This is a genomic window from Bradyrhizobium sp. i1.15.2 (assembly GCF_040548425.1).
Taxonomy (GTDB): Bacteria; Pseudomonadota; Alphaproteobacteria; order Rhizobiales; family Xanthobacteraceae; genus Bradyrhizobium; species Bradyrhizobium canariense.
The window spans coordinates 238905-257566 of sequence record NZ_JBEPRQ010000002.1; the positions used below are offsets into that span (position 1 = coordinate 238905).

Sequence of the window (18662 nt, forward strand, 5' to 3'; positions counted from 1 at the left end):
TTGGCCATCCGCCCCGTCAGACGCAGCGCTTCACGTAGACCCCGTCCACCAGCACCCCTGGTAAAGCGGACCACCGGATGGCACGCTTCTCTAGCGCGCAGCGAACGGCGCCAGCACGTCCTTGCAGGCGGGCGACAGCGACGCGGCGTTGCTGGCAATGCATTGGATGATCCGACCGCCACCTGGCGCCACGCTGCCGCACAGCGTGCGGACATCCTCGCGACATGCGGACTGGACGATGAACAGCTCTTCGCGTGGCCGCAGCGGGCGCAGCACGATCACGGCGGGCGCGGCTGCCGGTGCAGCTGCCGCAGGAGCTGCGCCCGCAGGTGCCGCCGTTGCTGCCGCGCCACCGCCGGCCGCGGCGCTCACGGCCTTCTCGCAGGCCGGCGAAACCTTTGCCTTGTTCTTCTCCAGGCATTCGAGCGCAGGCGCGCCGCCCGGTGGCACGCTGGCGCACACCGTGGGATAATCGGCGCGGCACGCGCTCTTGACGGCAGCGACCTGCGCGCTGCTCGGCTGTTTGGCTGCAGCGGCGGCTGCAGCAGCCTTGGGCGCGGCCGCCGCAGCCGGCTTTGCGGCGGGAGCGGTTTCAGCCTTCGGCGCGGCAGGCGCGGCCTCCGCCTTGGGTGCGGCCTCCTTGGGTGCAGCCTCGGTCTTCGGCGCGGCTTCGGTCTTCGGCGCCGCAGCAGGCTCGACCGCGCGAACCGCGGTTTGGCATCCCGATGACAAGCTGGACATGTTCTTCTGCAGGCATTGATAGGCTTCCACGCCGCCGGGCGTGACGCTCGAACAGTGCGCCATGAAGTCCGAGCGGCATGCGGAGCGGATCGCGCTCTTCTGCGCCTCGGTCGGTGCCTGTGCGAATGCGCCTGCTGCAGTTGCGAACAGAGCCGCCGCCAGCAACGCCCCGCGTGCTGATGCATGTTTCAACGTGTTGAACATCCGAGTGAATCCTGCCCTGTCGGTAACGCCGACATTTTTTCAAAAGTGATGCAAACAATCGTCGCGGGTGATGCCGCGCGCGACATCATTGGCCGCCGCGACCTCTACCGCAAGTAGATATTGGCGTTGCAATTGCGACGTAACTAGGTCGTCAGAGCTTGACCATCCGCTTGCCGCGGTTCTCGCCCGCCAGCAATCCGATCAGCGCCTTCGGCGTGTTCTCGAGGCCGTCGATGATGTCCTCCTGCACCTTCAGTTTGCCGGACGTGACCCAGGCCTGGAGATCGGCGAGCGCACGCTGGCTTTCCTTCATGTAGTCCATCACGATGAAGCCCTGCATGACGAGCCGCTTCACCACGATCAGGCCGGGCACGCCGCGCGGGCCGTGTGCCGAGGGCGCGCCGTCATATTGCGAGATCGCGCCGCAGCACGCGATGCGGCCGTAATTGTTCATCTGCGGCAGGCAGGCTTCGAGAATGTCGCCGCCGACATTGTCGAAATAGACGTCGATGCCCTTCGGAGCCGCCGCGCGCAGCGCCTTGAACACCGCGCCGTCCTTGTAGTCGACGGCGGCATCGAAGCCGAGCTCGGAGGTCAGCCAGTTGCACTTGTCGGCGCCGCCGGCGATGCCGACCACGCGGCATCCCTTGATCTTCGCGATCTGCCCGACAATCGAGCCGACCGAGCCCGCGGCCGCGGAGACTACGACCGTCTCGCCCTCTTTGGGCTTGCCGATCTCCAGCAGGCCGAAATAGGCTGTGAGGCCGGCGATGCCGAACACGCTGAGCAGATGCGTCATCGGCTCGAGCTTCGGCATCTTGGTGAGATGTTTGGCGGGCACTGCCGCCAACTCCTGCCAGCCGGTGTCGCCGAACACGATGTCGCCGGGCGCAAGCCCCGGCGCCTTCGAGCTGATGACCTCGGCGATGGCGCCGCCGGCCATCACGCTGTTGGCTTCGACCGCTGAGCGATAGGTCGCGCCGTGCATCCAGGCGCGGTTGGCGGCGTCGAGCGAGATGTATCGCACGCGCAGCAAGGCCTCGCCGTCCTTCGGCTCAGGCACCACACCCTCGACCATCTTGAAGTGCTCGGGACCGAGCTTGCCGCTGGGCTTTTCCACCAGAAGAATCTGACGATTGACGCTGCCGCTCATGATGTTTCCCCTCGGTCGTTGACGATTATTGATGCAGCTGCCGCAAGAAAAACGTGCAAGCCGCTTTCGTTGTGCGCTGCATGCAGGCTAGATCGCGGGCGCCAGTTTCGCAACGGGAACATCCGCCCCGACGGTCGCACGCCAAGCGTGTTGCGCAGCCGTCATATCTGCGACATCATGAAGCGATCGGTGTAGCGGGGGTGTTCAATGTCGAACAGGTTTACGCAATTCATTCTGGTGGCGATGGTGCTGGGCATCATCATGGGCGCGGCGATCTACAATTTCCTGCCCGACACGCGGGGCGACTGGGCCTCGTCCATCAACCTGATCGCCGTGATCTTCCTGCGCCTGATCAAGATGATCATCGCGCCGCTGGTGTTTGCGACCCTGGTCGGCGGCATTGCTCATATGGGTTCGGGCTCCAAGCTCGGCCGCATCTTCGCCAAGACCATGGGCTGGTTCGTCAGCGCCTCTTTCGTCTCGCTGATGCTCGGCCTCGTGATGGTCAATCTGCTCCAGCCCGGCGCGAACTTCCCCGGTACGTTGCCTGACAAGGCGCAGTCGACGGGCCTGCCGGTTTCCGCCTTCTCGATCGAAAAATTCCTGACCCATCTGATCCCGACCTCGATCGCGGATGCGATGGCGCAGAACGAGATCCTGCAGATCGTGATCTTCGCCGTGTTCTTCTCGGTGGCGATGGGCTCAATGCCCGAGCGCTCCAAGCCGATCCTGGCGCTGATCGACGACATCGGCCATATCATGCTCAAGGTGACGGGCTATGTGATGCTGTTCGCGCCGTTCGCTGTCTGGGCCGCCATCACCGCGACGGTTGCCAAGAACGGCCTGCTGGTGCTCTGGAAGCTCATCGTCTTCATGGGTGGCTTCTATCTCTCGCTCGCGCTGCTGTGGGGCATCCTGGTGGTCGTGGGCTTCATCGTGATCGGGCCGCGCTACGCCCATCTGCTGAAGCTGATCCGCGAGCCGCTGATGATCGCGTTCTCCACTGCGAGCTCTGAAGCGGCCTATCCGAAAACCCTGGAGGGGCTGAACAAGTTCGGCGCCTCGTCGCGGATCTCGAGCTTCGTGCTGCCGCTCGGCTATTCCTTCAATCTCGACGGCACGATGATGTACTGCACCTTCGCGAGCATCTTCATCGCGCAGAGCTATCACATCGACATGCCGCTCGGCACGCAGCTCGCGATGCTGGCGACCCTGATGATCACCTCGAAGGGCGTCGCCGGCGTGCCGCGCGCCTCCCTCGTGGTGATCGCCTCGACGCTGTCGCAATTCGGCATCCCCGAGGCGGGGCTGTTGATGATCATGGGTATCGATACATTCCTCGACATGGGCCGCAGCGCCACCAACGTGATCGGCAACACACTCGCGACCTCGGTCGTGGCCAAGTGGGAAGGCGAGCTCGGGCCCGAGCACGAGCTTGGAGCGGGCGATGCCGTGCCGGGGGACATGATCCCTGGCGAAGTGCCCGCGATGGCCAGCCATTGATCGGAGTGCATCATGCGCCTTTCAATGGCGATATCGGGCGGCCTCTTGCTGGCAGCGTGCCAGCTGGCCACGGGTGCCTCCGCCCAGACCGGTGGCAGCGAAGGGCTTAGCCCGACGCTGTCAGCGATCAAGACCGCGCACACCGTGCGGCTCGGCTATCGCGAGAGCTCGCCGCCGTTCTCCTTCCTCGACCAGGCCAACCGGCCGATCGGCTACAGCCTCGAGCTCTGCGAGGCGATCGTCGAGGAGATCGGCGTCGAGGTCGACGATCCCAATCTCAAGATCGCCTACGTCAAGGTCACCTCGGATGACCGCATCGACGCCGTGCTCCAGAACAAGATCGACCTGGAATGCGGCTCGACCACGGCCAATGCCGAACGCGCCAAGCGCGTCGCCTTCTCGCCGCTGATGTTCGTCGCCGGCACCAAGTTGATGGTGCCGAAGGCCTCCAGCGTCCAGTCACTGACTGATCTGAAGGGCAAGACCATCGTGGTGACGAAGGGCACCACCAACGAGCAGGCGATCCAGGCGGCCGACAAGAAGTCCTCGTTGGGACTGACCATCGTTGTCGGTGCCGATCACGAACAGTCATACCAGATGCTCGTCGACGGCAAGGCCGATGCGTTCGCGACCGACGATATCCTGCTGTCCAGCCTGATCGTGCGCCACAAGGCGCAGGACAAGTTCCGCGTCACCGGCGATTACCTGTCCTACGACCCCTACGGCATCATGTTCCGCAAGGGCGAACCGCAACTGGCGGCGGTGGTCGACCGTACCTTCCGCAAGCTCGGCTCCAACCACGACCTCGTTCCGCTCTACAACAAATGGTTCACCGCACGGCTTCCGACCGGCGAGCGGCTGAACGTGCCGATCTCGCTGCAGTTGGAGGAAGCCTTCAAGGCGATGGACGATTCCGCGAGCGCGAATAACTAGCGCTTGTGCGATGAGCGCCGCTGCGCCCTCTCTCCTTACAAGGCAGGGCAATTGCATATCGCGTGCACGATGCGGCCCCATCGGCAGTGGGCTCCCTCTCCCGCTTGCGGGGGAGGGCTGGGGTGGGGGTGTCTCCGCGTCGGGATTGCTGAGAATTGCGCAGGATGTCCCTGTGTGGTGAGAGCCCTCACCCGCCGCGCGCGGGACGATGCTGCGCATCGCCCGGGGCGCGTCGGCCTCTCCCGCAAGCGGGAGAGGCGGAGCAAGCCCGCGGTCCTCGTGAAATCCATATGCGATTGCCCTGCCTTACCAGCGGAGAGGGCGCAGCAACGATCAGCGCGCGCTCACGCGCCGGCGGGCACCTGGTCCAGAAATCCCGTGATGCTCCTGATGCGGCCGTCCTTCAGCACGGCGAAATCCGTCCCCTTGATCGGGCTGTCGATGCCATCAGGACCAAGGCCCCAACTGAAGCGGACATGGTCGCCGTAGCCGTTGGGCTCGCCGATCAGCTTGAACTTGAAATCGGGAAAGCGCTGCTGCACGCCTGCGATCAGCGCATCGACGCCGTCATGGCCGTCGCCCTTCATCAGGGGATCGACATAGCTCGCATCCGCCGTCCAGTTCTGGCTCAGCAGTTCGCGCCGGCGATCGGCTGCACGTTCGTTCCAGAGGTCGATATAGCGGCGGGCGATGGTGATCGGGTCGGTCATTGTCGTCTCCTTCGATGGCGCCGTGTCGTTCGGCTGACCTGACTATCGAAGGTTCACGCGCGCTGATCGATTACCTCGGAGGTCATGCGCATGATCCGGGAAAGTGTGAAGCGGTTTCCCGATCGGATCATGCGCCGACAAGCGCGCGCAAATGTTTGTCGCGAACTTACTTGGCCGCAGTGACCATGATTTCGACGGTGTATTGTGCTGCCGCGAGCTTGGCTTCGACGGTGGCGCGCGCCGGCGTGTTGCCGGGCGAGACCCAGGCGTCCCACACCGCATTCATCTCGCCAAACGTCTTCATGTCGGTGATGTAGATCGTGGCCGAGAGCAGTTTCGACTTGTCGGTGCCGGCCTTGGCGAGATGGCTGTCGATGGTCGCCAGGATGTCCTGGGTCTGCTTCGTCACGCTTTCGCCGGCGGCGTTGTTGGCGACGACACCGGCGAGATAGACGGTGTTGCCGTGCACGACGACCTGGCTCATGCGCGGGCCGGTTTCAAGACGCTGAATGCTCATTGGGAGTCTCCTTTGAATGGCGGCCCTGTCTAGCGCAGCGGCTTGCCCTGTGCCACCCCAGGCACGCATGCATTGCAAGGCACGCATGCGTCGCCGGCTATGCATGCGTTGCACTTCAAGGAAACTGGCCGAAGAACGTCCAGATCGTCTCGGCTGCGTCGATGTCGCCGTTCTGCGTCCCGAGCAAGCTGGTTGCGACCTTCGGGAAGCGGGCATCCGGAGAAAATCCGGGCATGCGATGGCCGCCTTGATTGATCCGATAAAGCACGACCTCGTGCCCCTCAGGACAGCGCGAGGAGATTCGTGTCACCGTCGACTGGTCTGCGGGCGCCCTGTCGGGCAGATCGGTCATGTCGGAATTATCGATCTCGCAGCCGTTGAGCTTGCGCCAGAACGCAAGCGTCTCGTCGGTGGACCAGAAACCGTCTGCGGCATAATAGCTCGATCCGCGGCCGCCCTCGTAGGGGACCAGCGGATCGGCCGTGCCGTTCATCAGCAGCATCGGCAGCGGCCGCGACGGATGGCACGTGACAGCGGCCTCATCGGTGAGATTCATGCTCACGCTCGCGCCGGCAGCAAACAGATCGGCGCGGGCGCAGACGAGCGTCATTGCCATGGCGCCGCCATTGGAAATGCCGGTGACATAGACGCGGCGAGGGTCGGCGGTGCCGTTCGCCACCAGCTTCTCGACCAGCTTTGCGATGAAGGCGACGTCGTCGGTGCCCGCGCGCGGACCACGGAGCGCCGGTCCCGCCTTGGTCCGCGCATCGACCCATGCGTGGTTGAGGCCATCAGGAAAGACCACCGCAAACCCTTCGCGCTTTGCGACCTGCGGCCACGCCGTCCGCGTCATCATGTCGGCGCCGCGCTGGGTCTTGCCGTGCAGCACGACGACGAGCGGCACCAGCCGCTTCGCCGGCAATTGCACAGCGTAGGACCGCTTCACGCCGTCGATATCGATCGTATCGGCGGACGCAGCCGGGGCGGCGGCCAATGCCGCAACAAGCGCCGCGATGCGCAGCCGCCGCCGCATCATCTAGCCCACGGCTTTCGCCGCGGCCCGGCCTGCATTGCGGCCCGAGAACAGGCAGCCGCCGAGGAACGTGCCTTCCAGCGAACGATAGCCGTGCACGCCGCCGCCGCCGAAGCCAGCAGCTTCGCCCGCTGCATAGAGGCCGGGAATGACGCTGCCCTCCTCGCCGAACACGCGCGAAGAGAGGTCGGTCTCGAAACCGCCCAGCGTCTTGCGGGTGAGGATGTTGAGCTTGACCGCGATCAGCGGCCCTTGCGCGGGATCGAGGATGCGGTGCGGGGAGGCGGTGCGGATCAGCCTGTCGCCGATATAACGCCGCGCATTGTGAATGTTCATCACCTGCGCATCCTTGACGTAAGGGTTGGCGATCTCACGGTCGCGCGCCTCAATCTGCATCTTGATGTGCTCGAGCTTGAGGAGGTCGCTGCCGGCCAGCTTGTTCATGGCCGCAACGAGATCCTCGATCTTGTCGCGCACGATGAAGTCGACACCATGGCTTTTGAACGCTTCCACCGGCGCCGGTGCGCCCTTGTTGGTGGCGCGCTTGATTGTCATGCGCCAGCTCTTGCCGGTGAGGTCGGGATTCTGCTCCGAGCCCGACAGCGCAAACTCCTTCTTGATGATGCTCTGGGTCAGGATGAACCAGGAATAATCGTAGCCGGTGGACATGATGTATTGGAGCTGGCCGAGCGTGTCGGAGCCGGGAAACAACGGCGCCGGCAAGCGCGTGCCGGTGGCGTCGAACCACATCGAGGAAGGGCCGGGCAGAATGCGGATACCGTGGCGCGGCCAGATCGGTGACCAGTTCTGGATGCCTTCGACATAATGCCACATGCGGTCGCGGTTGATCAGCCGCGCGCCTGATTTTTCGGTGATGCCGATCATGCGGCCGTCGACATGCTCCGGCACGCCGGAGATCATGAATTTGGGCGGCGCGCCGAGCCGCTTCGGCCAGTTCTGCCGCACCAGCTCGTGATTGCCGCCGATGCCGCCCGAGGCGACGATCACGGCTTGCGCCTTCAACGCAAACTCGCCGATGACGTTGCGCGAGGAGCTTTTTCCCCGCTCGACATTATCCGGGGCGAGAATGGCACCGCTGACGCCATCCACCGTGCCGTTGGTGATCGAGAGCGCATCGACGCGATGGCGGAACCTGAAGCTCAGCCGGCCGCTCCTGAGGGCCTCGCGCGCGCGGCGCTCGAACGGCTCGACGATGCCGGGCCCGGTGCCCCAGGTGACATGAAAGCGCGGCACCGAATTGCCGTGGCCCATCGCATCATAGCCGCCGCGCTCGGCCCATCCGACCACGGGAAAGATGCGATGGCCCATCGCGCGCAGCCACGCACGCTTCTCGCCGGCCGCGAACGCCACATAGGCCTCGGCCCATTGCCGAGGCCAGAAATCCTCGTCGCGGTCGAAGCCGGCGGTGCCAAGCCAGTCCTGCATCGCAAGGTCGAAGGAGTCCCTGATGCCGAGCCGGCGCTGCTCCGGCGAATCGACCAGGAACAATCCGCCGAACGACCAGAACGCCTGGCCGCCGAGCGACTGCTCGCCCTCCTGGTCGACCACGATCACGCGCTTGCCGGCGTCCGCGATCTCGGTTGCGGCCACGAGGCCCGACAGTCCTGCGCCGACAACGATGACGTCAGTCTCTTCAGCCATCTGTTCGGCCATATGTTGCCCCCTCCATGTGTTCCCCCTCCACAGGTTCCTCCCTGTAGTTGCCCGGATTGAAGCCGGCGGTTGCAACTGAGATCAAGAGTACGGCGCGTAAGACATCGTTAACTTGTTCCACTTCGGGAAAAAGACCGGCTGAGTGCAGCGCCGGCGCAACACTGGATTTGAATTTGTTTTGAGCGAGCCGGCATGCCTAGACAAAACCGCGGTTACGACGGACCCTAGCAGGGCATCACCACCTGACACACAGATTCGAATTCGACTGGGGCGGGGGCCAATGAAGTTTCTGACGGGGTTGCTTGCGGCGGTTCTCCTGATCGCGAGCATGGGCGCTTCTCACGCGGTGGTTCGGATCGCGGATGACCGCGGCGGCCGGATCGGAACCTACGTCGACAAATACCAGGACCTGCGACAGTCGGGCGACACCGTCATCATCGACGGTCTCTGCGCCTCTGCCTGCACCATCGTCCTCGGCGCCATCCCGCCCGACCGCATCTGCGTGACGTCGCACGCGACATTGGGCTTCCACGCAGCGTGGGATTTCGGCAGCAACGGCCGTGCCGTCACCAATACCGAAGCGACCCAGATGCTCTATGCGATGTATCCCTCGCAGGTGAAGCGCTGGATCAATCAGCGCGGCGGGCTCACCCCGCATATGCTGTTCCTGAAGGGCCGGCAGCTCCAGGCCATGTACAAGCCCTGCTACCTCGACGCGCAGGCCTCGGCCAACAAGCCGTCGCGCGCGCCACTCCCGCAAGCGGATCGGCTCGAATCCGCCCGGGGCCAGCTCTTGCACTGACGTCCTCGGCCTGACGGGATTCTTTGCCAGCCGGTGCTGCCTTGCCCGCAGGCGGGGCAAAGCTTATCTGAACGCTCGGGAAACTCACGTTTTCACCCCGATCGTTGTCATGGCTCAACCACTGCACCCCGCCCATCCTGTATCGGACAATTCGCCCACTGCCGGCCGGATGCCGTTCGTGCTGCTGTTGGCGGGTGCCGGCGTCGGCAGCCTGGTCGTGCTCGGTGCGCTCGCGCTCTGGTTCCACTATGGCAGCCAGGTGTTCTTCGAAATGATCAGGACCGGTTTTGCCGCCTGCTTCTGACCCGCGACAGGAAGTTTTCCGCCCATGAGTTCCACCGCCCGTCCGCTGGTGATCGCGACCGCCTTCGCCGCAAGCCTCGTCCTCGGGCTCCTGATCGTATTCTGGGCCATGGGCGGGGTCAGCAAGGTGGCGCAGCCGGCCGCGATCGGCGGCCCGTTCCAGCTCACCGACCAGAACGGCAAGCCCGTCACCGACAAGAACCTGAAGGGCAAGCCGACCTTGATCTTCTTCGGCTACACCCATTGCCCCGATGTCTGCCCAACCTCGCTGTTCGAGATCTCGGAAGTGCTGCGCGCGATGGGCAAGGACGCCGACAAGGTCAACGCCGTCTTCATCTCGGTCGATCCCGAGCGCGATACGCCGGGGACGATGAAGGATTATCTGTCGAGCTTCGACCCGCACCTCGAAGGCCTCAGCGGCGATCCTGCCGAGACCGCCAAGGTGATCACCTCCTACCGGGTCTACGCCAAGAAGGTCCCGACCAAGGACGGCGACTACACCATGGACCACACCGCGCTGATCTATCTGATGGACCGCGACGGTCGCTTCGTCTCGCCGTTCAACCTGAAGCGCACGCCGGAAGAAGCCGCAGTGGACTTGAAGCGGTATCTGTAGGCTCCCTATTCGCCGCAATCCGCGCTCGCGTTCCCGGCCGGATGGGCTATAAGGCCCTCCGATCCCAACGAAAATCGTTCATTTTCAGCCGATGGCTCCATCGCAACAGGCGAAATCGTCCAAATCCGCCCGTGGCTTGCTGACCGGGCTGGTCGTCGGCGTCTGCCTGCTCGCTGCCGCGCCGTGCGCGCAGGCGCAGGCTCCGGCCAAGCAGCCCCCAACGGCGCCGCAAGCCTCACCTCAGGTCGCGCCGCAAGCCGCACCCCAGGCCGTGCCGGGCTTCTGGGACCCACGGCGGCGGCCGGAGCGGCCGGACCTGTCGCGCCTGACAGTGATCCGTTTCCTGACCGAGACCGACTATCCGCCGTTCAACTATACCGGCGCCGACGGCAATCCGGCCGGCTTCAACGTCGACTTCGCCCGCGCGCTGTGCGAGGAGATCAAGGTCACCTGCACGGTGCAGATGCGCCGCTTCGAGACGCTGGTCGATGCACTCGCCTCCAACCGGGGCGACGCCATCATCGCCTCGATGGCGGTGAGCCCGCAGCTCCGCGCCCGGGTCGACTTCACCGATCCCTATTACCGCGTGCCGGCGCGCTTCGTCTCGCGCAAGGACGCGGTGATGCCGGAGATCCGGCCCGAATATCTCGAAGGCAAGAAGGTCGGCGTCATCGCCGGCTCCGCGCATGAAGCCTATCTCAAGGCGATGTTCACCGACGCCGAGCTGCACCCCTATCCCAACGACGATGCCGTGCGCGCCGCCTTGCGCAAGGGCGAGGTCGACTTCATCTTCGGCGACGCCATCGCGCTTGCGTTCTGGATCAACGGCACCGATTCCGGCGATTGTTGCGCCTTCTCCGGCGGTCCCTTCGTCGAAAGCCGCTTCTTCGGCGAAGGCATCGGCATCGCCGTGCGCAAGGGCAACGACGTGCTGCGCCAGGCCCTGAACTGGGCGATGTTCCGCGTCTGGGAAAAGGGCCGCTACACGGATCTGTGGCTGCGGTACTTCTCGGTGAGCCCGTTTTAGTTCGCTGCCTCCTCGTTGTCATTGCGAGGAGCGCAGCGACGAAGCAATCCAGAGTGCTTCTGCGCGAAGATTCTGGATTGCTTCGCTTCGCTCGCAATGACGGTGGGTGCGGTTGCACCGTCTCGCAAAATTGCATTCTGCCCGGAAATCGCTATTTTCCGCGCCCCGGAGGCCCCTTAGATGTCCGTTATCGATCTTGCCGCGAACCCGAGCGATCTGCGTGCGCTCGCCGAACAATCCAACGCCTGGCCGTTCGAGCAGGCGAAGGCCATTGTCGCGCGGCTGAAGAAAAGCCCGAAGGACGAGGTGCTGTTCGAGACCGGCTACGGGCCATCAGGCCTGCCGCATATCGGCACCTTCGGCGAGGTCGCGCGCACCTCGATGGTGCGGCACGCCTTTCATGTGCTGACCGAGAACAAGATCAGGACCCGCCTGCTCGCGTTCTCCGACGACATGGACGGGTTTCGGAAAGTGCCCGACAACGTCCCCAACAAGGAGATGCTGGCCGCGCATCTCGGCAAGCCGCTGACGCGCGTGCCGGACCCGTTCTCCAACGAGTACCCGTCGTTCGGGCACCACAACAATGCGCGGCTGCGCGCCTTCCTCGATCATTTCGGCTTCGACTACGAATTCGCGAGCTCGACCGACTATTACACGTCCGGCCGTTTCGACGCGACGCTGCTTAAAATGCTCGCGGCCTACGACAAGGTGATGGCGATCATCCTGCCGACGCTCGGCCCCGATCGCCGCGCGACCTATTCGCCGTTCCTCCCCATCAGCAAGACCACGGGTGTGGTGCTGCAGGTGCCGATGATCCGCCGCGACGTTGCGGCCGGCACCGTGACCTATCTCGATCCCGATACCAACCAGGAAGTCGAGACGCTGGTCACCGGCGGCAACGTCAAGTGCCAATGGAAGGCCGACTGGGCGATGCGCTGGGTTGCGCTCGGCGTCGATTACGAGATGGCCGGCAAGGATTTGATCGACTCGGTCAAACTCTCCGGCGCGATCGCGAGGGCACTCGGCGCCACGCCGCCGGAGGGCTTCAACTACGAGCTCTTCCTCGACGACAAGGGCCAGAAGATTTCGAAGTCGAAGGGCAACGGGCTGACCATCGACGAATGGCTGCGCTACGCCTCGCCGGAATCGCTGTCGCTGTTCATGTATCGCGAGCCGAAGGCGGCCAAGCGGCTGTATTTCGACGTCATCCCGCGCAACGTCGACGACTACCAGCAGTTCATCGACGGCTTTGCCAAGCAGGACGCCAAACAGCAGCTCGGCAATCCGGTCTGGCACGTTCACAGCGGCCATCCGCCGAAGTTCGATATGCCCGTCACGTTCCAGCTCTTGCTGACGCTGGTGTCGTCGTCGAATGCGGAGAATGCCGAGACGCTGTGGGGTTTCATTGGCCGCTATCGGCCTGGCGTGAGCCCGCAGACGCATCCCAAGCTCGACGCGATGGTCGGCTATGCCATCAACTATTATCGCGACTTCGTCGCGCCGACGAAGACGTTCCGCGAACCGACCGAGACCGAGCGCGCGGCGCTGCAGGATTTGCGCGATGCATTATCGCAGCTGCCGCAGGATGCCACGGCCGAGGACATCCAGAACGTCGTCTACGAGATCGGCCGCCGCGAGCCGTTCCTCGATCCGGTCAAGAAGGGCAAGGACGGCCGTCCCGGCGTGACACTCGACTGGTTCAACATGCTCTACCAGGTGCTGCTCGGCCAGGAAAAGGGCCCGCGCTTCGGCTCCTTTGTCGCGGTGTATGGCGTGCAGAACGCGGTGAACATGATCGACGGCGCACTGGCGCGGAGTGCGTGAGGCGGTTGTAGCGAACGCGTAGCCCGGATGAGCGAAGCGACATCCGGGGTTTTCGCTAGTTAGCCGCACCAGCGGTCCCGGATGTCGCTTCGCTCATTCGGGCTACGGACCTTCAGCCCCCCGCTCAGGTCGACCGCAGCACGTAGCGCCGGTTATCCTTCTGCACCGGGCGCGCGTTCATCGGGTAGAGCTTTGCGAATGCGGCGACGTCGGTGGCCGACGCCTGGATGGGGGTCGTCAACAACAGCCACTCGACCACTTCTGAGCAAGGCGGCGTCGTCAGCGAGCCGGGATAGCGGAAGTAGCTGAGCCTCGTGGGCAGCATGGCGTGGGGATCGATGGTCGAATCCGCCTTCACGGCGGGGCCTTCCGCGGCCGGCATGGTCTTGACGATCTTGCCGAAGGCAGGGTTCGGCCTGCCCTCGGCCATCAGCACGCCGACCACGGCGAGCCCGCCGGCATCGTTGCGGTGGACGAAATGCGCCTCCATCGGAAAATTCTTGCCGCCGATCATGTGCTCGCTCGGCCGGTGGAAATGCACCTGGAGCAGCTTGTATTTGACGTCGCCGAGCGTGAGCGTGCTGCCCTCGGTGAAGTTGAGCTGGATCGTGTGCCCGTTGTTGACGATGGTGTCGGCGCTCTTGCCCCAGTTCAGCTTCAGCGCGGGCAGTTGCGATTTGACCGTCGCCTCGATGTCGATCGGCGATTGTTGCAGGCCGACCGCGCAGGCCTTGTTGGCCGCGTCGAGATCGCCCCATTTGGCGCCGGCGCCTTCATAACTCCAATGCGCACCTTCGGCGGCGAAGGCCGGCTTGCAGAGCGGACAAAGCGCAAGACCTGCGAGGGCCTTCAATGCGTGACGGCGATCCATCATATTCCCCCTGACATGAATTTGCTCGGCAATGAGTGGCCGCAACCTATGCGAGAGAGATGCTGAGTCGCAAGGATGCCCGCGGCGAATGCGGCGCGGCTGAAATCATCGCCCGGTCACGACGCAGGCGAGACGTGATCACTGGCTCGCCCACACGATCCGCGCGATCCAGCCGACCTCGCTCGCTGCCATCCTGCGTTCGGCCTGGGAGGCATCGAGCGGCTGCAAATCCACAGCCTTTGCCGTGCGGCGCTTCAGCGTCGCCACCGTCACCTCGCCTGCCCTGGTCTTCACCACCACGCGATCCCCTTTGCGGATCGGCGCGCCGGGTGCGACCAGGATGATGTCGCCGTCGCGATAGGCGGGCGCAAGCGCTTCGCCGGAAATCTGCAGCGCGAAGCTGTGGTTGTCCTCGGCGGCGGGAAGGGCAAATTCGGTCCAGCTCTTGCCGATGGGAAGGCCGGACTCGTCGAAGGCGCCGCTCGCGCCCGCCAGTGCCAAGCCGAGCAGCGGCACCGAGCGGCCGCCGCCTGCCTCGTCGCCGACCAGCCTGGCAAAAATGTCGATCGAGGAATCTGCCGCCGCCAGCGCTTTCGCGATCGATTCGGTCGAGGGCCAGCGCTCGCGGCCGTCGGAGGTGACGCGCTTGGACTTGTTGAAGGTGGTGGGATCGAGCCCGGCGCGCTTGGCGAGGCCCGACGGCGACAAGCCGGCGCGCGCCGCCAGCCGATCCAGCGCGCCCCAGATCTGGTCGTGAGTGAGGATCCTCTGCGCTTTGGCCTGCCTGACCATGAAAGGTCCAGCCCGTCGCAACTCAGGAAAACTATCCTCGAATCAACCGGTTTTCCGCTTTTTGCGCAAGGGGCGCGCTGAGCGTGTTTTCAAGCGAACCGGTTACCGGTTCGCACCAGGAAACGCGTCAAAGCAGGAATTTGGCGCTCCGCTTCGATTTCATCGGAACGGAAATGGCTCTAAGTCTTGAGTTCGGAGGGGGCGGCCATTACGGTCGCGCCCGGGTTTCAGGGACCCGCACGACCCAAAAACCCCAAAAGACTCAACGAGCAAACAGGGCTGCGTAAGCGGTGGTCAAGATCTACAAAATCTGTCCGGCCTCGGCCTGGCGTGAGGCGGAACGGCAGGGCGTCTACCGCGGCAGCGCGGACGATTCGCGCGACGGATTCATCCATTTCTCGACCGCCGCCCAGGTTCCCGAGACCCTGCACAAGCATTATGTCGGGCAGCGCGCGCTGTTCCTGGTCGAGGTCGACGGCGATGCGCTCGGTAGCGCATTGCGCTGGGAGCGTTCGCGCAATGAGGAGCTGTTTCCGCATCTCTATGGCGAACTCGATCTCGGTGCGGTGATTGCCGTGATGAACCTCAACACGCGCTCCGACGGTGGCCACGATGTTCCGGAGCTTGCCCCGTGATCCGCGCTTTCGACGCTCTCTCGCTGCCGGTGTTGCGTTGGCTCGATCCGGAGGATGCGCATCGCCTCGCGATCCAGGGCCTGCGCTTCCTGCCGCCGGGCAAGCCGCACGCTGACGATCCCAAGCTTGCGGTGCGTGCGTTCGGGCTCAACTTCCCCAATCCGATCGGCATGGCCGCGGGCTTCGACAAGAGCGCCGAAGTGCCAGATGCGCTGCTGCGGCTCGGCTTCGGCTTCGTCGAGATCGGCTCGGTGACGCCGAAGCCGCAAAGCGGCAATCCGCGGCCGCGGCTGTTTCGTCTGGAGCGCGACGAGGCCGTGATCAACCGCATGGGCTTCAACAATGACGGCGCGGAGACAGCGCTGCGCAGGCTCGCGGCGCGCGCGCAGCACGGCGGCATCGTCGGCGTCAATGTCGGCGCCAACAAGGATTCACCCGACCGCGTCAATGACTACGTCAAGCTGATCGAGACATTTGCGCCGGTCGCGAGCTATTTCACCGTCAACGTTTCCTCGCCGAACACGCCGGGCCTGCGCAATCTGCAGGAAGGCGCGCTGCTCGACGATCTCCTCGCCAGGGTGATCGACGCGCGCGAGCGGGTGCGGCAAAAGGCCGGCGACACGCCGGTGCTGCTCAAGATCGCGCCGGATTTGAGCCTCGCCCAGCTCGACGACGTCGTGCAGGTCGCACGCTCGCGCCGGGTCGACGGCATGATCGTGTCGAACACCACGATCGCGCGGCCGAGCACGCTGCGCGAGGAAATGCGCGCCAAGGAGCAGGGCGGCCTGTCCGGCCGGCCGCTGTTCCGGCTGTCGACGCGGATGGTCGCGGAAACCTATGTGCGGGTCGAGGGCGCATTCCCCCTGATCGGCGTCGGCGGTGTGGACTCGGGCGGCGCCGCGCTGACGAAAATCCGCGCCGGCGCGAGCCTGATCCAGCTCTATTCGTCGCTGGTCTACAAGGGCCTCGGCCTCGTCGACGAGATCAAGCGCGATCTCGCCTCGACCCTATTGCGCACCGGGCGGGATTCTCTCTCCGAGATCGTCGGCTCCGACGCCGCCACGTTGACGGCGGAAGCCTGGCCGGGGATGTAGCTCTTCGCCGCGTAGCCCGGATGGAGCGAAGCCCAATCCGGGATTCTATCCGCGGACGCGAAGGTCCCGGATTACGCTTTCGCTCCATCCGGGCTACGCGTTACAGCGACTGCTTCGAAAACGTCTTCCTGTACAGCGCCGGATAGCGCGCGGCCTGCAAGCCGCCGCGCGAGACGTAGGAGGCGATCAGCGCGCTCCACAGCCCGGCATTGCCGAACGATTGCAGCGCCCACCATGTGGCGAGGAAGATCGCGAGCGAGGCCAGCATCAGATTGCGCATCTCGCGCGCCCAGGTCGCGCCGATATAGATGCCGTCGAAGCCGAAGGCGAACACGCCGGGAATCGGCGCAAGCACGACGAACGGCAGGAATTCCCGCGCGCCGCGACGGACGCTTTCGCTCGCCGTCATGAAATCGATCAAGTTCGGTCCGAACAGCGCAAACAGCGCGGACACGACCAGCGCGAAGCCGAGCCCCCATAGCAGCACCAGCCGGGTCGAATCCGCAAATCCCTTGGCGTCGCGTGCGCCGAGCGTACGGCCGCAAAGCTGCTGGGCTGCGTTCGCAAGACCGTCGAGGAAGAAGGCGCTGACCAGCAGAAAATTGTTGAGAACGGAATTGGCGGCCAGCGTGACGTCGCCAGCCCGCGCGCCCTTGGCGGTGAAAAACAGAAACACCGCGATCAGCGCCGCGGTGCGGATCAGGATGTCGGAGTTCACCGCCAGCAGCCGCATCAGCTTGGCCCGGTCGAACAGCTCTGCGTATGGCACCGCGAACCCGCCGTCCGCATAGCGGCGGCAGACCATCATGCCGAGCCCGAATCCGGCCGCTTCAGACAACAGCGCGGCGATTGCAGCACCTGCGATGCCGGTGTCGTAGACCAGCACCAGCAGGATCGTCGCCGCCGCGTTGACGAGATTGATGACAATTTGGAGCGCGAGCGCCGGATTGGCGCGGGCCTGGCCGACCAGCCAGCCGAGGATGACGTAATTGGCGAGCGCCAGCGGCGCCGACCAGATCCGGATCACGAAGTAGGTTTTCGCCGCGCGCGTAACGCCTTCGCTGCCGCCCATCAGGTCGAACAGCCCGGCGGCCAGCGGCAGTTGCAGCACGATCAGGGCTATGCCGATCAAGCCGGCGACGATGAAGCCGCGCACCAGGATCGCGGTCAGCTCGCGCGTCTCGCCGGCGCCGAGCGCCTGCGCCGTGAAGGCAAGCGTGCTCATGCGAAGGAAGCCGAACAGCCAGAACAGGCAATCGAAGATGACGGACGCGATGGCGACGCCGCCGAGCAGCGCCGCGTCGTCCAGCCGTCCGATCGCGGTGGTCGAGACCACGCCGATCAACGGCGTGGTGAGGTTCGCGACCATCGCGGGGCCTGCGATGGCGAAGACCTGACGGGAACCGATCTTCACGTGAACGGGTGCGTGCATGTCAGAACACGAGCACCATGCCGTCTTCGGCGGCGAGATGGGCGATGTCGTCGAGGCGCGACAGCACGTCTTCGCTCATATGGGTGAGCACGAGGCGTTTTGCGCCGATTTCGGGGAGGTGCTGTTCCAAGGTCTTCAGGCTGAGGTGATTCTTGACCACCTTCTCGTACATATAGGCTTCGGCGATGAAAAGGTCGGCGCCATGCGCCAGCGGAATGAGCGTCTCCGTCCATTCGGTATCGGCGCTGTAGGCGAGGGTGCGGCCCTCGGCTTCGATGCGATAGGCGAGGAACGGTCCGCCGGATTCGCCGTGAACGACCGGATAGGGCGTCACCGTCACCGCGCCGAAGCTTTGGCTCTGCTCGGGCGCGAGCTCGACGACCGACAGCTCGAAGCGCCGGTCCGTCTTGGAGGAATGCTCGAACAGAGCCTCCATCACCGCACGCAGCCGCGTCTCGATGCCTTTGGGGCCGGCGATGGTGAGCGGCCGCGTCCGCCGCGAGAATTGCGCGTCGAGCAGGACAAACGGCAGCCCGGCAAAATGGTCGCCGTGGAAATGCGTGATCAGGATGAGATCGATCTCATTGCAGTCGATCTCGAGTCGCTTCAGCGCCGGCAGAGCCGACGCGCCGCAATCGATCAGGAAGTTGGCCTCGCGCCCCGAGACGTGGAAGCAGGTGTTGAGCCTGCCGCCCGATCCGAAGGCGTCGCCGCAGCCGACAAAGCGCAATTGCATCGGCCGCGAGCTCCCTAGAGCATGATCCGGAAAAGTGTGAAGCGGTTTTCCGACAAGATCAT

The 18662-nt window shown here is 64.6% G+C and carries 19 protein-coding genes; 9 read left to right on the forward strand and 10 right to left on the reverse strand.

Annotation, left to right across the window (positions count from 1 at the left end):
* Positions 1–90: 90 nt before the first annotated feature.
* Together ABIB80_RS05965 and ABIB80_RS05970 are read right to left on the reverse strand one after the other, a co-directional pair.
* Positions 91–945, reverse strand: a complete 855-nt coding sequence (locus ABIB80_RS05965) for a cysteine rich repeat-containing protein (protein WP_007599354.1) — start codon at positions 943–945, stop codon at positions 91–93.
* A 151-nt stretch (positions 946–1096) separates the two neighbouring features.
* Positions 1097–2098, reverse strand: a complete 1002-nt coding sequence (locus ABIB80_RS05970) for an NADP-dependent oxidoreductase (RefSeq protein WP_007599355.1) — start codon at positions 2096–2098, stop codon at positions 1097–1099.
* 207 nt (positions 2099–2305) lie between these two features.
* Between ABIB80_RS05970 and ABIB80_RS05975 the strand changes: the two genes are divergently transcribed.
* The gene (locus ABIB80_RS05975; protein ID WP_007599356.1) at positions 2306–3601 is read left to right on the forward strand and encodes a dicarboxylate/amino acid:cation symporter; all 1296 of its coding nucleotides are present in this window, start codon (positions 2306–2308) and stop codon (positions 3599–3601) included.
* 12 nt (positions 3602–3613) lie between these two features.
* On the forward strand, positions 3614–4534 hold the full coding sequence (locus ABIB80_RS05980; protein WP_007599357.1) for an amino acid ABC transporter substrate-binding protein: 921 nt from the start codon (positions 3614–3616) through the stop codon (positions 4532–4534).
* A gap of 344 nt (positions 4535–4878) precedes the next feature.
* Here ABIB80_RS05980 and ABIB80_RS05985 read toward each other — a convergent pair whose 3' ends face one another.
* The 4 genes from ABIB80_RS05985 to ABIB80_RS06000 all read right to left on the reverse strand — a co-directional run bounded on the left by ABIB80_RS05985 (position 4879) and on the right by ABIB80_RS06000 (position 8456).
* Complete coding sequence (locus tag ABIB80_RS05985; RefSeq protein ID WP_007599358.1) at positions 4879–5244, reverse strand: nuclear transport factor 2 family protein; 366 nt, start codon at positions 5242–5244, stop codon at positions 4879–4881.
* Positions 5245–5410: 166 nt separating this feature from the next.
* A complete protein-coding gene (locus ABIB80_RS05990; protein WP_007599359.1) occupies positions 5411–5761 on the reverse strand; it encodes a RidA family protein in 351 nt (116 codons plus the stop codon).
* A 115-nt stretch (positions 5762–5876) separates the two neighbouring features.
* Positions 5877–6797: an extracellular catalytic domain type 1 short-chain-length polyhydroxyalkanoate depolymerase gene (locus ABIB80_RS05995; protein WP_219684562.1), complete on the reverse strand. Its 921-nt coding sequence runs from the start codon at positions 6795–6797 to the stop codon at positions 5877–5879.
* Positions 6798–8456, reverse strand: a complete 1659-nt coding sequence (locus ABIB80_RS06000) for an FAD-binding dehydrogenase (protein WP_035995413.1) — start codon at positions 8454–8456, stop codon at positions 6798–6800.
* A 292-nt stretch (positions 8457–8748) separates the two neighbouring features.
* On the opposite strand from ABIB80_RS06000, the gene ABIB80_RS06005 reads away from it, so the two are divergent.
* The 5 genes from ABIB80_RS06005 (at position 8749) to ABIB80_RS06025 (ending at position 13040) form a co-directional block, all read left to right on the forward strand.
* Entirely contained in the window at positions 8749–9270 is a 522-nt protein-coding gene (locus tag ABIB80_RS06005; RefSeq protein WP_007599362.1) for a Clp protease/crotonase-like domain-containing protein, read from the forward strand.
* Between the two features lie 109 nt (positions 9271–9379).
* Positions 9380–9574 (forward strand): hypothetical protein, encoded by a 195-nt coding sequence (locus ABIB80_RS06010; protein ID WP_007599363.1) that lies wholly within the window; start codon positions 9380–9382, stop codon positions 9572–9574.
* Between the two features lie 24 nt (positions 9575–9598).
* Positions 9599–10189, forward strand: coding sequence for an SCO family protein (locus ABIB80_RS06015; RefSeq protein ID WP_007599364.1), 591 nt, complete (start codon positions 9599–9601; stop codon positions 10187–10189).
* 91 nt (positions 10190–10280) lie between these two features.
* Positions 10281–11216, forward strand: coding sequence for an ABC transporter substrate-binding protein (locus tag ABIB80_RS06020; RefSeq protein WP_007599365.1), 936 nt, complete (start codon positions 10281–10283; stop codon positions 11214–11216).
* 180 nt (positions 11217–11396) lie between these two features.
* The gene (locus ABIB80_RS06025; RefSeq protein ID WP_007599366.1) at positions 11397–13040 is read left to right on the forward strand and encodes a lysine--tRNA ligase; all 1644 of its coding nucleotides are present in this window, start codon (positions 11397–11399) and stop codon (positions 13038–13040) included.
* A gap of 124 nt (positions 13041–13164) precedes the next feature.
* On the opposite strand, the gene ABIB80_RS06030 is transcribed toward ABIB80_RS06025, so the two are convergent.
* A complete protein-coding gene (locus ABIB80_RS06030; protein WP_007599367.1) occupies positions 13165–13911 on the reverse strand; it encodes a carbonic anhydrase in 747 nt (248 codons plus the stop codon).
* Positions 13912–14049: 138 nt separating this feature from the next.
* A complete protein-coding gene (locus tag ABIB80_RS06035; RefSeq protein ID WP_007599368.1) occupies positions 14050–14703 on the reverse strand; it encodes a S24 family peptidase in 654 nt (217 codons plus the stop codon).
* A gap of 290 nt (positions 14704–14993) precedes the next feature.
* Between ABIB80_RS06035 and ABIB80_RS06040 the strand changes: the two genes are divergently transcribed.
* A complete protein-coding gene (locus tag ABIB80_RS06040) occupies positions 14994–15338 on the forward strand; it encodes a DUF952 domain-containing protein (protein WP_007599376.1) in 345 nt (114 codons plus the stop codon).
* The gene (locus ABIB80_RS06045; RefSeq protein ID WP_007599377.1) at positions 15335–16432 is read left to right on the forward strand and encodes a quinone-dependent dihydroorotate dehydrogenase; all 1098 of its coding nucleotides are present in this window, start codon (positions 15335–15337) and stop codon (positions 16430–16432) included. Before ABIB80_RS06040 ends, ABIB80_RS06045 begins: the two co-directional genes overlap by 4 nt.
* A gap of 100 nt (positions 16433–16532) precedes the next feature.
* On the opposite strand, the gene ABIB80_RS06050 is transcribed toward ABIB80_RS06045, so the two are convergent.
* Positions 16533–17864 (reverse strand): MATE family efflux transporter, encoded by a 1332-nt coding sequence (locus ABIB80_RS06050; RefSeq protein ID WP_007599378.1) that lies wholly within the window; start codon positions 17862–17864, stop codon positions 16533–16535.
* 1 nt (position 17865) lies between these two features.
* Entirely contained in the window at positions 17866–18600 is a 735-nt protein-coding gene (locus tag ABIB80_RS06055) for an MBL fold metallo-hydrolase (protein ID WP_007599379.1), read from the reverse strand.
* Between the last annotated feature and the right edge of the window lie 62 nt (positions 18601–18662).